Raw genomic sequence first — 14557 nt, 5'->3', positions numbered from 1 at the left:
GCCTATACCCAGGAGTTTGTTGGTAAGTCCATCGTCGATGTATTTGGCTATTTTGTTAGCAAGTGGCGTCTAGTCAACTCGTCACTTAAGACTGATGCGATTGTTCAAATCGACAACCCTGGACTTGAGGTCAGCGGATGGCAAAGTCCGCACACCGTTATAAGCGTGCTCATGCGCAACATTCCGTTTATCGTTGACTCTATCAGAATGGCGCTTGCTGATAAGAATCTGCGAGTGCAAGGCATTCAACATACCATTTTGCATACAACACGTGATGATAAGGGCTCTTTAAAAGCGATTGATAACGCCTCATCAAGCCCTAAATGCAATGTTGAAGCGTTAATGGTTATTGAGGCTGATCGGGTTAACAGTCAAGAAGAATTAACTAGCTTAAAGGCGGAGCTTGAATCCGTTTTGAGTGAAGTTGCCGATGCCGTAGATGACTACGATGAAATGCTTGGGCGAGTCACTGCCATAACAGATAGCTGGAAAGAAAAAGGTCACTCCCGCGCTACGGAGAAAGAACTATCAGAAGCGACTGCCTTTTTATCCTGGCTATCTGATAACCGCTTTAGCTTTTTGGGGTATATCGAGTATGACCTCAAAAAAACTAAGACTAAATCACTACTGGTTCGAAACGATGATTCTGCATTAGGCATTCTTAAGCACGCGCATCGGACGCAAGAAAAGTTGGATTTGGCAGAAATACCAGAATCAGTTGCGGAGCATATTTTGCGACCCGACATACTCTTGTTTGCGAAGTCCTCCCGACGCGCCCGCGTTCATCGTCCTGCATACCCGGATTACATAGTAGTAAAGCGTTTTAATGACGATGGCGAAGTCATCGGTGAGAGACGTTTCATCGGACTGTACACAGCGCGCGTTTTTAACGAAGAAGTGTCTCGTATTCCATTTTTAAGAGAGAAAGCGAAAGAAGCTATCGATCTTTCAGGCTACAACGAGAAAGATCACAGCGGAAAAGAGTTCAGACAACTGTTAGAAACCTTTCCGCGCGACGAATTATTTCAGGTTTCGACCGAGCGTCTGACTAGTGCGTTGCAGACTGCTTTGTATGCGCAAGAGCGTCGCAAGGTAGACGTTTATATGCGCGAAGATGCCTTTGGCAGCTTCGTGAGTGTTTTAGTATATGTGCCTCGCGACTTGTTCAATACAGATCTCAGGTTAAAACTACAGAACATTCTGGCTAAAGATTTGAACGCGGAAGACATAGACTTCAATACGCATCTTTCGGAATCTCCTCTTGCACGAACGCAGTTCAACGTAAAACTCAGCGAAACGCCACCATCTAAAGAAGTTTACGCCTCCATTAGAAAGAAGATCATGAGCACAGTCGTTTCGTGGTTTGATGATTTGGAGGCTGCATTAAATGACCAATATGGCGAAGAAAAAGGCGTTCATTTAGCGAAGCAATACCGACAAGGGTTTAATGCGAGTTACCGTGAAGCGTTCACCGCACGGAGAGCATCTTTAGATCTGCAGCACATCGATAAAATTATCGGCTCACCTGGTTTTGAAATGAGCTTTTATCGGGCGATGTCGGAACCTGTGTCGAAGTTTCATTGCAAACTGTTCTTTTCGGATACCCCCGTCACCTTATCAGAAGTTTTGCCCATTTTTGAAAACATGGGCTTCAATGTCATTGGTGAAAGCCCGTTTATCGTTAAGAATGACGATGCAAACAGCGTCTGGATTCATGATTTCTTGTTGGAAAGTCAGGGCCAGACTGACGTAGATTTATCTGCAATTAGCGCGCAGTTTGAAGAACTATTTAAAGAAATATGGGCTCAACGCGCCGAAAACGACCGATTCAACAGGTTGCTTGCAAGCGCCTATCTAGATTGGCGCCAAATCGCTGTACTTAGAAGTTATGCACGATATATGCGTCAAATTCGAGTCAGTAACTCTCAAGAGCTTATTTCATCCACTCTGATTGCAAATGGAGCGATTGTCAGGCTTTTACTTGAATTGTTTGATGTGAGGTTTAATCCGAAGGGTTTAAAAGTTGCTGAACGAGAAGAGCGAGGTGGTGAATTAGAAAACGTCATCAACGACGCACTAGAATCAGTGCCAAACCTTACAGAAGATAAAATTTTAAGACTGTATCTGTCTTTGATTAAGGCAACCGTTAGGACCAATTTCTACCAAGCTAAACAAGGCGAAGCAAAGGCCTACATATCATTTAAATTATTACCACGCCTCATTCCTGATGTGCCACTGCCTGTACCGATGTTTGAAATATTTGTGTATTCGCCCCGAATTGAAGGCGTGCACTTACGGGGTGGCCGTGTTGCTCGTGGTGGCTTACGTTGGTCAGATCGAAATGAAGACTATAGAACGGAAGTCTTGGGTCTAGTAAAAGCTCAACAGGTAAAAAATTCAGTTATCGTGCCGGTTGGAGCCAAAGGCGGCTTTGTCGCAAAACAACTTCCGCAGAACGACAGAGATGCGTTTCTTAAAGAAGGTGTTGAATGCTACAAAATCTTTATTTCAGCATTGCTCGATGTCACCGACAATTTGGTCAAGCAAAAGGTGGTTCATCCAAAAAATACAGTTTGTCATGATGAAGATGACTATTACTTGGTTGTTGCCGCTGATAAAGGTACTGCGACATTCTCAGATATCGCAAATCAAATATCTTTGGATCGGGGGCATTGGCTAGGCGATGCATTTGCATCTGGTGGCAGCCAAGGCTACGACCACAAAAAAATGGGTATTACCGCAAGAGGCGCGTGGGTATCTGTTCAAAGATTATTTAAAGAGCTTGGAAAAGATATCCAAAAAGAAACCTTTAGTTGTGTTGGCATCGGTGACATGTCCGGCGATGTGTTCGGCAATGGAATGCTTTTGTCCGACAAGACAGAACTGGTCGCAGCATTTAACCATCTACATATATTTATCGATCCTAATCCAGATGCTGAGCGATCCTTTAAAGAAAGAAAAAGGCTTTTCGAATTGCCGAGATCGTCTTGGGATGATTACAACAAAGAGTTGATATCTCGTGGCGGGGGTGTGTTCAGACGAGATGCTAAATCTATCCCATTGAGTCCTGAGATCAAAAAGCTGATCGATGCAGAAGAAGACAGTCTAGCGCCAATGATATTGATCAATCGCTTACTGAAAGCAGATTCAGATCTGTTGTGGTTTGGAGGGATTGGAACTTATGTTAAGGCTAAAACCGAAGCACATACAGATTGCGGAGACAAAGCAAACGACGGCTTGCGCGTAAATGGCGAAGAGCTTCGCGTCAAAGTCATAGGCGAGGGTGGTAATTTAGGGATGACCCAGCGCTCGCGCATTGAGTATGCTCAAAACGGCGGATTGTTGAATACTGACTTTATTGATAACGCCGCTGGCGTGGATTGTTCTGATAACGAAGTAAACATCAAAATTTTGCTGGGTGGTGTTGTTACTGACGGAGATATGACCGATAAACAGCGCAATAAATTACTGCACGACATGACAGATGATGTTGCTGAACATGTGTTGCGCCACAATTATCGACAAACACAAGCTATTAGTATCGCCTCGCACGAAGCGATTGCTCGCACTGAAGAATATCGCCGCTTAATGAATTCCATGGAGCTAGCAGGCAAGTTGAACCGAGAGTTAGAGTTCTTACCCCTCGAAGAGGAAATGGTGGAAAGAAAATCTATCGGTTCTGGCTTGACTCGACCTGAGCTAGCAGTGCTCATTTCGTATGTGAAAGGTGATCTCAAAGAGCTGCTAAACGATTCATGTTTCACATCAGATGCTTATGTTGCAAAAGAAGTATTCAATGTATTTCCCTCGCGCTTGAATAAGAAGTTCGGCGAGCAGATTAGCCAGCACCAGTTACACAGTGAGATTGTCGCAACGCAGGTCGCCAATGATATGGTCAACCACATGGGCATTTCTTTTGTTGAGCGGCTTCATACCTCTACGGGCGCGAATGCGACATCAATTGCGCTTGCATATTTGATTGCGAAAGACGTATTCAAACTCGATCATTATTGGGAGTCTATTGAGGCGCTTGATTATAAAGTGCCTGCAACCGTGCAGATCGACATGATGCTAAGTTTAATGACTTTGATACGGCGATCAGTTCGCTGGCTTATCCGCAATCGCCGCTCAGAGCTACACGTCTTAGCAAACATAGAAAGATTTGCCTCTGGTGTGTCGCAGATTTCGGCGCATTTGCCTGATTACTTGAGAGGTGAAGTGAAAGAAAGCTGGAACGCTCGGTTCACATCCTTAACTGAACAGGGTGTTCCCGATGAGTTAGCTAGTACAATTGCGGGAGCTTCGTTGAGTTATGCCGCTCTCGGGATTATTGAAGCGCATGAAGCCTCAAATGCAAGCTTAGAGCGCGTGGCTGAAGTGTATTACGGCATTGGCGACTACCTCGATCTTAATTGGTTCGCCCAACAGATCGATCGATTGAGCCCTTCAACCCACTGGCAGGCACTTGCAAGGGAAGCATTTAGAGAAGATCTTGACTGGCAACAGCGCGCGCTTACAAGCGGGCTTCTTGCTATGAAAGGCGCTCCTAAAGACATCGCGAAACGCATTAATACTTGGATGGAGCAGCATGAAGATTTAGTGTTTCGATGGCAGTCCACTTTAACTGAACTTAAAGCGAGCGATGATGCTGAATACGCGATGTATTCCGTGGCATTAAGAGAGCTATTAGATCTTGCTCAGAGCACAACACATGCAGTTTAAGTAAGTTTCTCAATAAATAACATAAATCAAGGGCAGAGTGAGTCGATTTACTCTGCCTGACTGTTGCTCGAGCGCTTGAATTAAGCGAAAATACTGCGCCGTTTTTGGCCTTATTAATGTATTTACCCCTAGGAGAATTGGAATGTCATCACGACGTCATCTAGCTAACGCAATCCGCGCATTGAGTATGGATGCGGTTCAGAAAGCAAAATCTGGACATCCAGGAGCACCAATGGGGATGGCCGACATTGCCGAAGTCCTATGGAACGGCCACTTAAATCACAATCCAACGAATCCACATTGGGTAAATCGTGACCGCTTTGTTTTGTCAAATGGTCACGGATCGATGCTTATCTATTCACTGCTGCACCTGACTGGTTATGACTTAAGCATTGATGATCTGAAAAACTTCCGTCAATTACATTCTAAAACGGCTGGTCACCCTGAATATGGCTATGCGCCAGGTGTTGAGACAACAACAGGTCCTCTTGGTCAAGGTATTGCAAATGCAGTAGGCATGGCGATCGCAGAAAAGTCTTTGGCTGCCCAGTTTAATCAAGATGGTCACGACATCGTTGATCACTACACTTACGCCTTTACTGGTGACGGCTGCCTTATGGAAGGTATTTCGCACGAAGTATGCTCTCTTGCGGGTACTCTAGGCCTCGGCAAACTTGTTGTATTTTATGATGACAACGGCATTTCTATTGATGGCGAAGTTGAAGGCTGGTTTACAGACGACACGCCTAAGCGTTTTGAATCATACGGATGGCAAGTAATTCCTGCAGTAGATGGCCATGATGCAGACGCAATTGAAGCAGCGATTGCACAGGCGAAAGCGAACACCACTCAACCAACATTGATTTGCTGCAAAACAATCATTGGCTTTGGTTCGCCAAATAAAGAAGGTAAAGAAGATTGCCACGGCGCACCATTAGGGGAAGAAGAGATCGTTGCAACGCGTGCGAAGTTAGGCTGGGAATTCGGTGCATTTGAAGTACCTGAAGATGTCTATGCACAGTGGGATGCAAAAGATAAAGGCCAGCAGCTCGAAGATGCATGGGAAGAGAAGTTCTCGGCTTATGCTGAGGCTTACCCTGAGTTAGCGCTCGAATTGGCACGCCGCTTATCTGGCGATCTACCGGAAGATTTCTCTGAGAAAGCGAAAGCTTACATTGATCAGTGCCAGGCCGATGCAAATACAGTTGCTAGCCGCAAAGCTTCTCAGAACACACTAAACGCATTTGGCCCACTTCTTCCCGAGTTTATGGGGGGCTCTGCGGATCTCGCACCATCGAACCTTACAATGTGGAGCGAATCAAAAGCTGTTACAGCTGAAGATGCTTCGGGTAATTATCTCCACTACGGTGTTCGTGAATTCGGCATGTCAGCAATAATGAACGGCATTGCGTTACACGGTGGTTTTATTCCCTACGGTGCGACCTTCCTGATTTTCATGGAATATGCGCGTAATGCAGTGCGTATGGCTGCATTGATGAAGCAACGTTCAATTTTCGTATTTACGCATGACTCAATCGGCTTGGGTGAAGATGGTCCAACGCATCAACCAGTAGAGCAGATTGCTTCATTGAGAACGACTCCAAATATGGATACATGGCGACCATGTGATGCTGTTGAATCTGCAGCAGCATGGAAGTCAGCAGTAGAACGCACAGATGGCCCAAGCTCTCTTGTATTCTCCCGTCAGAACTTACCTCACCAAACTCGCGATGCTACGCAAGTAGAAAATATCGAAAAAGGTGCGTACTTACTACGTGATTGCGATGGTACGCCTGAGCTTATCTTTATTGCGACAGGCTCTGAAATTGCTTTGGTGCAAGAAGCGGCAGACAAGCTTATCGAGAAGGGCACAAAGGTACGTGTTGTTTCAATGCCATCAACTGACGTGTTCGACCGTCAAAGTGCTGAATACAAGCAAAGCGTTCTTCCACTTGAAGTTACTGCTCGCGTAGCAGTTGAGGCTGGCATCGCAGATTATTGGTACAAGTACGTTGGTTTAGATGGACGTATTGTTGGTATGGAAACCTTCGGTGAGTCTGCACCAGCAAATCAATTGTTCGAAGAGTTCGGATTTACTGTCGAAAACGTATTAAACGTTGCCGAAGAGCTCCTATAAACGATAAGGCAAGCTGTATGTCTTGGCGTATTGCCATAAATGGATTTGGACGAATTGGTCAGGGCGTATTGCGCGCCTTGTATCAGAATTCTGAGTTACGTAAGAGTTTTACGATCGTTGCCATTAACGAACTCGCAGACGCAGAGACGATTGCGTATCTAACTAAATACGACACAACCCATGGTCGTTTTAGTGAGTCAGTTCGATGCAATGACGACACCCTAATTGTAGGTGATGATCATATCCGACTAACTCATCTAGAGGGCATCGAATCCTTACCTTGGAAAGAACTCGATGTAGATGTTGTTTTTGAATGCACCGGTGTGCATAGCACGCGAGAGGATGCACAGAAACATATTGATGCCGGGGCGAAGAAAGTTCTTTTCTCACAACCTGCGTCAGCAGATATCGACAAAACAATTGTGTTTGGTGTGAACGAGCACACTATGGATATCAACGATAAGATTGTATCCGCTGCTTCATGTACCACAAACGCGATCGTTCCGATCTTATGTGAGCTGGACCAGAACATAGGGATTGAGTCAGCATCAATGACGACCATCCACTCAGCCATGAATGATCAACCTATGATCGACGCATATCACAATAAAGACTTACGTCGAACGCGAAGCGCAATGGCGAATATGGTGCCTGTAGAGACCGCTCTTGATAAAGGTATCGAACGAATTGTTCCGTCTCTCCGGGGCAAATTATCAACGAATGCAATGCGTGTTCCGACAATTAATGTCTCAGCGATTGATTTAACAGCTCTGGTAGCGCACGACACCACTCCTAAAGAGATCAATACGATCCTGCGTGATGCTTGCACCCACTTCAAACATCCAATAGTGGCCTATACTGAGGAACCCATTGCGTCAAGTGATTTCATCCAAGATCCGCATTCCTCTACGGTTGATGGAAGCCAAACCCGCGTTACACAAGGTCGGCTCGTCAAGTTATTAGTTTGGTTTGATAATGAGTGGGGCTTTGCGAATAGAATGCTTGAACTTGCCGACTACTGGTGCAGTTTGAATAGCGAAACATTGAATACATAAAACTTGATAAACATTTATAGGATTACGATAGATGAACGTAACGAAAATGACCGATCTAGACCTTAAAGGTAAACGCGTTTTGATCCGCGAAGACCTTAATGTACCGGTCAAAGATGGCAAAGTAACAAGCGATGCACGTATTCGCGCGTCATTGCCAACAATTAAAGCCGCTATTGAAGCGGGCGCAAAAGTTATGTTGATGTCGCACCTAGGCCGACCAACCGAAGGCGAATATGCAGAAGAATTTTCGTTGAAGCCAGTGGCTAATCATCTTTCTTCATTACTCGGCAAAGATGTTCCTTTAGTTAAGACTTTGAAAGTCCCATCAGATATTCAATATGGCGATGTAGTGCTTTTTGAAAACGTTCGCTTTAACAAGGGTGAGAAAAAAGACGAAGAGACATTGTCAAAGGCATACGCTGCGCTTTGTGATGTATACGTCATGGACGCATTTGGAACTGCGCATCGCGCGCAAGCTTCAACACACGGTGTCGGACAATTTGCGCCGATTGCCTGTGCAGGCCCATTACTCGCAGCTGAACTTGAAGCACTAGCTCAAGCACTAGATACACCAAAGCGTCCACTCGTCGCTATTGTTGGTGGCTCAAAAGTATCTACTAAGTTGACGGTATTAGAATCTCTATCAGACAAAGTTGATCAGCTTATTGTTGGGGGCGGTATTGCAAATACTTTCCTTGCTGCGGCGGGCAATCCAGTTGGTAAATCGTTATATGAAGAAGATTTGATCTCTAACGCGAAAGCTCTGTCGGAAAAAACGGATATCCCAACACCAACTGATGTCGTGACCGGTAAAGAATTTTCTGAGACGGCTGTAGCTGAAGGAAAGAGCGCTCAGGCGGTTGCTGATGATGATATGATTTTCGACATTGGCCCAGAAACCTCTGCAAAGCTAGCCGAAATCATTAAAAACGCAGGGACTATTATTTGGAATGGCCCGGTTGGCGTTTTCGAGTTCGACCAGTTTGGAGAAGGAACCAAAGCCTTATCAATGGCGATTGCTGAAAGCGAAGCATTTTCGATTGCCGGAGGTGGTGATACATTAGCTGCCGTAGATAAATACGGAATAGCCGATCAGGTTTCATATATTTCAACTGGTGGCGGCGCTTTTCTTGAGTTTGTAGAAGGCAAAACCTTACCTGCAGTTGCGATGCTTACCAAGCGCGCATCGGACTAATTTATTACTTTAATAGGAGCATACAATGGCTTTAATTAGCATGCGTCAAATGCTAGACCACGCGGCGGAATTTGGTTACGGCGTGCCAGCATTTAACGTTAACAACTTAGAACAAATGCGCGCAATTATGGAAGCTGCGGATCAAACAGACAGCCCAGTAATCGTTCAAGCTTCTGCAGGTGCCCGTAAATATGCAGGCGCGCCTTTCCTTCGTCATCTGATTCTTGCTGCGACAGAAGAGTTTCCGCACATTCCTGTTGTTATGCACCAAGACCATGGAACATCACCGGCAGTATGTCAGCGTTCGATCCAACTTGGGTTCTCATCAGTCATGATGGACGGTTCACTTGGTGAAGATGGTAAGACGCCAACAGACTATGAATACAACGTCGATGTAACCCGTCGCACAGTCGAAATGGCTCACGCTTGCGGTGTGTCTGTAGAGGGCGAGCTTGGTTGTTTAGGTTCCCTTGAAACGGGCCAAGCCGGTGAAGAAGATGGGATTGGAGCTGAAGGCACTTTGACGCACGATCAGATGTTGACCGACCCGGAAGAAGCAGCTGACTTCGTAAAACAAACTCAAGTAGATGCACTGGCAATTGCATGTGGCACAAGCCATGGGGCTTACAAATTTACTCGCCCACCAACTGGCGATATTCTTGCGATTGACCGCATCAAAGCGATCCATGAACGCATTCCAGATACCCACCTTGTCATGCACGGTTCATCATCTGTACCGCAAGAGTGGCTTGCAGTGATCAACGAGTACGGTGGCGAAATCCCTGAAACGTACGGCGTTCCAGTAGAGCAAATTGTTGAAGGTATCAAATACGGTGTTCGTAAGGTAAACATCGATACTGACCTACGCTTAGCTTCAACCGGTGCTGTTCGTCGCTTCTTGGCGCAAAACCCTTCAGAGTTTGATCCACGCAAATATCTGAAAGAAACAGTTTCTGCGATGAAAGAGATTGTTGTTGCGCGTTATGAAGCATTCGGTACTGCTGGCAATGCATCTAAAATCAAAGCTGTTAGTCTCGAAACTATGTTCGAGCGTTATCAGTCAGGCGAATTAGATCCTAAAATCGGCTAATTCTTCCATACGCCTGGCGCGAGTCGTCAGGCGTAGCCTTCAATAAGAAAAATAAGCTTTCCTCTATGTTTACCCAGATTATCCAGCCTCGCTTTGCTGAAACAGACGCTCTTGGTCATATCAACAATGCCACGTTACCAGTTTGGTTCGAACAAAGCCGCACACCAATATTCAAGATATTTGTTCCTTCGTTAAATCCAAAACAATGGAATCTCATTCTTGCGAAAGTCGAAGTGGAATATACCGGCGAGATGTTTTACGCGAGTGATGTAACGATCAAGACTGGAGTGAAAAAACTAGGTAACAGCTCCCTGCAGGTTTATCAAGAAGCTTGGCAGAACGAAAGATTGTGCGCTAAAGGTCTAGCGACAATGGTGCACTTTAATCATCAAGATAAAAAGTCCGAGCCGATACCTAACGATATTCGTGCTGAATTAGAGAAGCATCTAATTCAAAGCGCTTGATCAAGGGATTTAACTCGACCATTGAGCAAGAATCGGGTGATACCTCAGGTCTTAGGTGTGTTAAGTTTTCTGTATGAACGAACTAGAAACGTCACGACACTATACAAACGCAGAAAAGCTTATTCAGTTTCTTTGCGAGCAAAGCAACAAGCAACCAACGCTGAGAGATATAGCTCAAAGGGCCTGTATGAGCGAGAGCCATGCTCAGCGCGTATTCACCGAGTGGGTTGGCCTCTCACCAAAGCAATTCTTGCAAGCCATATCAAGATCGAAAGCCAAAGAGCTTCTGCCTAACCATTCTGTAGCTAAGACTGCAGACATGCTCGGCTATTCTTCTGAAAGCAGGCTGTACGACAACTTTGTTCGTATCGAGTCCATAACACCTAGCGAGTATAAATCACGAGGTAAAAATCTTGAGATAACATTTGGTTTTTCTCCAACTCCATATGGAGATGCTCTTTTTGCTTCGACCCAAAGAGGGATTATGAAACTTGCGTTCACGTCATCTTCGCAGAGTCGGGATGATCTGATCAATGAACTGGAGTCAGAATGGCATAACGCAGAGTTAATTCGCGACGACAACCTCGCTAAAACGCTAAACCAACAAGTCTTTTCTAATCGTGAATCGAACCAAAACGTAACCTTATTTGTTAAAACAAGCGTCTTTCAGGTTAAGGTTTGGGAAGCTTTGTTAACGATTCCTGAAGGTGAGCTGCGAACATATCAACAAATCGCGGAAGCTTCTGGTAACGTCAAAGCTGTGAGAGCAGCAGCTTCAGCAATCGCAAACAATCCTGTTGCGTGTCTTATACCCTGTCACAGAGTTATTAGAAGCTCAGGCGTTTTGAATCAATATCGATGGGGAGCGGATCGAAAAGCATTAATGCTTCTTAGGGAATCTGGTAATAGAATTTTAAATCAATAAGAATCTTGGTCAGCGTTAACGCCAAAGATGAACGAAACCCTGACCAAGAGCATAAACCGTATTAAGCGGTAGCCATTTTATTTGCTTTACGCGGTTTCAAGTGTCCCCACTTCAGCATATCTTCGACTGCAGCCTCGACACTCTCTTTTATAGGAATGTATTTGATCCCCAATTCGTTTATAGCCTTAGCGTTGTCAAAATTCATTTGCTGGCCGATATGTGAGCGCATGTAAGTACCATTACCGCTTGGCTGAGTATACGAAAGCAAATGCATGATTTTTGTGCCGAATGGACTATCAAGATCAATCTTAGGCAATTTGTAATCCGTGTACCCGAGATCGTTCTTTAAGAAGCTAACCATCTCTCGCATTTTCCAGTTTTCGTTCACGATCAAATAACGCCCCGAGGCACTCTCAGTTTGCATTGCTAAAATGTGTGAGTGGGCTACATCACGCACATCAACAATCCCCCAATTAAGCGTCATCAATACTGGATACAAACCATGCATTAAATCTCTGATGACTTTGTTTGATTCATTCAGTGTTGGGCCGAGAGACGGGCCGATTACCATGAAAGGATTAATCGTTACTAAGTCGAAGTCACACTGGTCTTTATTCTTTTCTACGTAATCCCAAGCGGCTTTCTCGGCTTGAACCTTAGAATAAAAGTAAGGATTGCGCTTTAAGTTAGACTTTTCATTCCAGTCTTTTTCGCTAAAGGTTTTATCGTTTCTCGGCTCATCGGTTATTGCCGCAAGAGATGAGGTTAAAACAACACGTTTAACTGAATCTGTTTTTTGACAGGCCTTGAGAACATTCAATGTTCCATTAACCGCTGGATCGACAAGTTCTTTTTGAGAATCTTTGACGTTCACAATGTATGGGCTAGCAGTGTGCATCACGTAATCGCAACCCTGAACAACCTGGTCATAAGCACCTTCTTGTAACAAATCCGCTTTCACGAACTCTAGGCGCTCAGACGCTCCCTCTAATTCGGTTAAATAGGGATATTTATCCGCAGTGCCGCGTACTGTTGCGCGCACTTTATAACCTTGCTCAAGAAGTTGTTTAACAAGATGTGCAGCAATAAACCCTGATGCGCCAGTCACGCATACAGTTGTATTTTGATTTGATATCATGAAGGACCTCCAAGGTATTTATAATTATCTCTGGATAGCACACGCTATGAGTTACAAAATTCAGTTTAAGTAAGCAACGCGGCGGCGCTTGCAAATATTGTCATTAAAAACAGAAACCACTTAAGTGTTTTTTGACTCAGATTGATGGTTATTTTTACAGCAATATGAGCGCCAACAATAGAGCCAACAGCTAAAATTAATCCAGGCAACCATAAAATTTGATCATTAACGATAAATATCAATAACGCAACGATGGTAAAGCCCAGCGTACAGACAATTTTCAATGCATTCGTTCGCACTAAGTCGTAGCGTAAACTTCCCGCAATAGCAGCAATTAAGATAAATCCAACCCCAGCTTGCACAAATCCGCCATAAAATCCTGCCAACAACAACATAGGAATAGAACTGGAGGACTCAGAGATCCCAAGTGCTTGTGTGCCTTCTGGAGGAGCGACGACTCCAGGCTTAAACAAAATGATTCCAGCCATGGTAATCATAGATATTAGAAGTGTCGGTTTAAGTAATTGAGCTGGCATATAAGAGGCTAACAACGCTCCCGCAAGCCCGCCAATTAAAGTAACACCGACGATTTTCTTAAGATCAGGTATCTCTAACTTTCCATGGCTTTTAAAACCTTTGGCTGCAGTCAAAGATTGGAAGAAAACGTTGACGCGATTAGTCGCATTAGCAATATCTGCAGGTAAACCCATGACCATCAAGGCGGGTATTGTAAGATTCGAACCACCACCGGCCATCGTGTTAATAATGCCAGCCAAAAAGCCCATCGCAATAAGTAAGGAGACAGAAAGAACACTTAGCTCATACATATTATTATTTCTTCTAATTAAAATAGTGGGGCATACTAACGCAATTCGACGTTTCCATCATTTCTATTCTGTATGAATTCCGCAGTACCAGAACACAATTTATCAGAGCTTCAGCAACAGACCATAGACGAATTAGAGCGCTGCTTAGTTTTAGCCCAAGACTACTTTGGGCGACAGTTTTGTTTAGATGCAGTCAAGTTTGACTTGAGAGGGAAGGCTGCAGGGCAATTTAGAATCAGAAAGGCGCAATCACGAGCGCTGAGTCGTAAACAGAGCCTTATAAAAGAGATACGATTTAACCAGGAACTCCTTTCGCTTTATGGTCAACAATTCATAGATGAGACGGTAGGCCACGAAGTAGCGCATTTCATCGTGCACGAAGTTGTCGAACGTCGCGTTAGGCCTCATGGGCGCGAATGGCAATCGGTGATGATAGACGTTCTTAAAAAGGCCCCTGAAGTGACTCATCAATATGAAGTTAAACCAGCGAGAACCATAAAACGATACCGTTACCACTGCGCTTGTCCAAACAAGTCTCATGAATTGACGTCTATCAGGCACAATCGAGTAAGGCGCGAGAACGCAAAGTACGTCTGCAGGATTTGTAAGACAGCGCTTTTGCCAAGCGACAATTAATTTAGGCCACCTTGAAACACTCGATTTCATTTTTAAGAGCATCCACCGCAACGATTAGGTTTTGGCCAGACTCTGCAATGAGTAGACTTCCGTTTGCCGTTTCTTCCGACAATGCCTGAGTTGTTGTCACATTGCGACTAATCTCTTCAGAAACTGAAAGTTGTTCGCTCGACGCCGTTGCGGTTTGTCCAGCCATATTAAGGATCTGATCTATCGCTTGCTCGATTGTATCAAGAGAAGTTTTCGTGTCGTTTGATTGAGTAACCGTCTGTTGTGCGAGCTCTCGACACGCTAGCATCGCATCGAGCGACGCTTTTGATGAGTCTTGCAAGGTGCTTAAGACACTCCCAATTTCAGACGTTGAATCC

The 14557-nt window shown here is 44.7% G+C and carries 11 protein-coding genes; 8 read left to right on the top strand and 3 right to left on the bottom strand.

Annotated elements, in window-relative coordinates; translation table 11 throughout:
- The 7 genes from A3762_RS21030 to A3762_RS21000 all read left to right on the top strand — a co-directional run.
- Nucleotides 1-4722: NAD-glutamate dehydrogenase (locus A3762_RS21030; RefSeq protein WP_068757487.1), on the top strand; the 4722-nt coding region annotated here is incomplete at its 5' end.
- Between the two features lie 142 nt (nt 4723-4864).
- Nucleotides 4865-6859 carry a transketolase gene (gene tkt, locus A3762_RS21025; protein ID WP_068757485.1) on the top strand — a complete coding sequence of 665 codons (1995 nt, stop codon included), beginning with the start codon at nt 4865-4867 and terminating at the stop codon, nt 6857-6859.
- Nucleotides 6860-6876: 17 nt separating this feature from the next.
- Nucleotides 6877-7914 carry a type I glyceraldehyde-3-phosphate dehydrogenase gene (gene gap / locus A3762_RS21020; RefSeq protein WP_068757483.1) on the top strand — a complete coding sequence of 346 codons (1038 nt, stop codon included), beginning with the start codon at nt 6877-6879 and terminating at the stop codon, nt 7912-7914.
- A 31-nt stretch (nt 7915-7945) separates the two neighbouring features.
- The gene (locus A3762_RS21015) at nt 7946-9109 is read left to right on the top strand and encodes a phosphoglycerate kinase (RefSeq protein ID WP_068757481.1); all 1164 of its coding nucleotides are present in this window, start codon (nt 7946-7948) and stop codon (nt 9107-9109) included.
- A 25-nt stretch (nt 9110-9134) separates the two neighbouring features.
- Nucleotides 9135-10199, top strand: a complete 1065-nt coding sequence (gene fba / locus A3762_RS21010) for a class II fructose-bisphosphate aldolase (RefSeq protein WP_068481905.1) — start codon at nt 9135-9137, stop codon at nt 10197-10199.
- 65 nt (nt 10200-10264) lie between these two features.
- Complete coding sequence (locus A3762_RS21005; protein ID WP_068481904.1) at nt 10265-10663, top strand: thioesterase family protein; 399 nt, start codon at nt 10265-10267, stop codon at nt 10661-10663.
- 73 nt (nt 10664-10736) lie between these two features.
- Entirely contained in the window at nt 10737-11588 is an 852-nt protein-coding gene (locus A3762_RS21000; protein ID WP_068757479.1) for a methylated-DNA--[protein]-cysteine S-methyltransferase, read from the top strand.
- A 61-nt stretch (nt 11589-11649) separates the two neighbouring features.
- Here A3762_RS21000 and A3762_RS20995 read toward each other — a convergent pair whose 3' ends face one another.
- Both A3762_RS20995 and A3762_RS20990 read right to left on the bottom strand, forming a co-directional pair.
- Nucleotides 11650-12726 (bottom strand): aldehyde reductase, encoded by a 1077-nt coding sequence (locus A3762_RS20995; RefSeq protein WP_068757477.1) that lies wholly within the window; start codon nt 12724-12726, stop codon nt 11650-11652.
- A 65-nt stretch (nt 12727-12791) separates the two neighbouring features.
- A complete protein-coding gene (locus A3762_RS20990; protein WP_068757475.1) occupies nt 12792-13553 on the bottom strand; it encodes a sulfite exporter TauE/SafE family protein in 762 nt (253 codons plus the stop codon).
- 72 nt (nt 13554-13625) lie between these two features.
- On the opposite strand from A3762_RS20990, the gene A3762_RS28955 reads away from it, so the two are divergent.
- Nucleotides 13626-14189 (top strand): SprT-like domain-containing protein, encoded by a 564-nt coding sequence (locus A3762_RS28955; protein WP_068756539.1) that lies wholly within the window; start codon nt 13626-13628, stop codon nt 14187-14189.
- Between the two features lies 1 nt (nt 14190).
- Here the strand turns inward: A3762_RS28955 and A3762_RS27900 are convergent.
- Nucleotides 14191-14557, bottom strand: a 367-nt coding sequence (locus A3762_RS27900; RefSeq protein WP_197469463.1) for a hypothetical protein, incomplete at its 5' end; no start/stop codon positions are given.

It is taken from the genome of Oleiphilus sp. HI0125 (assembly GCF_001635355.1).
The sequence above is the reverse complement of the archived record's forward strand: the minus strand, read 5'-3'. Positions and strand labels throughout refer to the sequence as shown.

Coding starts and splice junctions, on each gene's coding strand:
- tkt (WP_068757485.1), top strand. CDS start 4,865: ATGTCATCACGACGTCATCTAGCTAACGCAATCCGCGCATTGAGTATG.
- gap (WP_068757483.1), top strand. CDS start 6,877: ATGTCTTGGCGTATTGCCATAAATGGATTTGGACGAATTGGTCAGGGC.
- A3762_RS21015 (WP_068757481.1), top strand. CDS start 7,946: ATGAACGTAACGAAAATGACCGATCTAGACCTTAAAGGTAAACGCGTT.
- fba (WP_068481905.1), top strand. CDS start 9,135: ATGGCTTTAATTAGCATGCGTCAAATGCTAGACCACGCGGCGGAATTT.
- A3762_RS21005 (WP_068481904.1), top strand. CDS start 10,265: ATGTTTACCCAGATTATCCAGCCTCGCTTTGCTGAAACAGACGCTCTT.
- A3762_RS21000 (WP_068757479.1), top strand. CDS start 10,737: ATGAACGAACTAGAAACGTCACGACACTATACAAACGCAGAAAAGCTT.
- A3762_RS20995 (WP_068757477.1), bottom strand. CDS start 12,726: ATGATATCAAATCAAAATACAACTGTATGCGTGACTGGCGCATCAGGG.
- A3762_RS20990 (WP_068757475.1), bottom strand. CDS start 13,553: ATGTATGAGCTAAGTGTTCTTTCTGTCTCCTTACTTATTGCGATGGGC.
- A3762_RS28955 (WP_068756539.1), top strand. CDS start 13,626: ATGAATTCCGCAGTACCAGAACACAATTTATCAGAGCTTCAGCAACAG.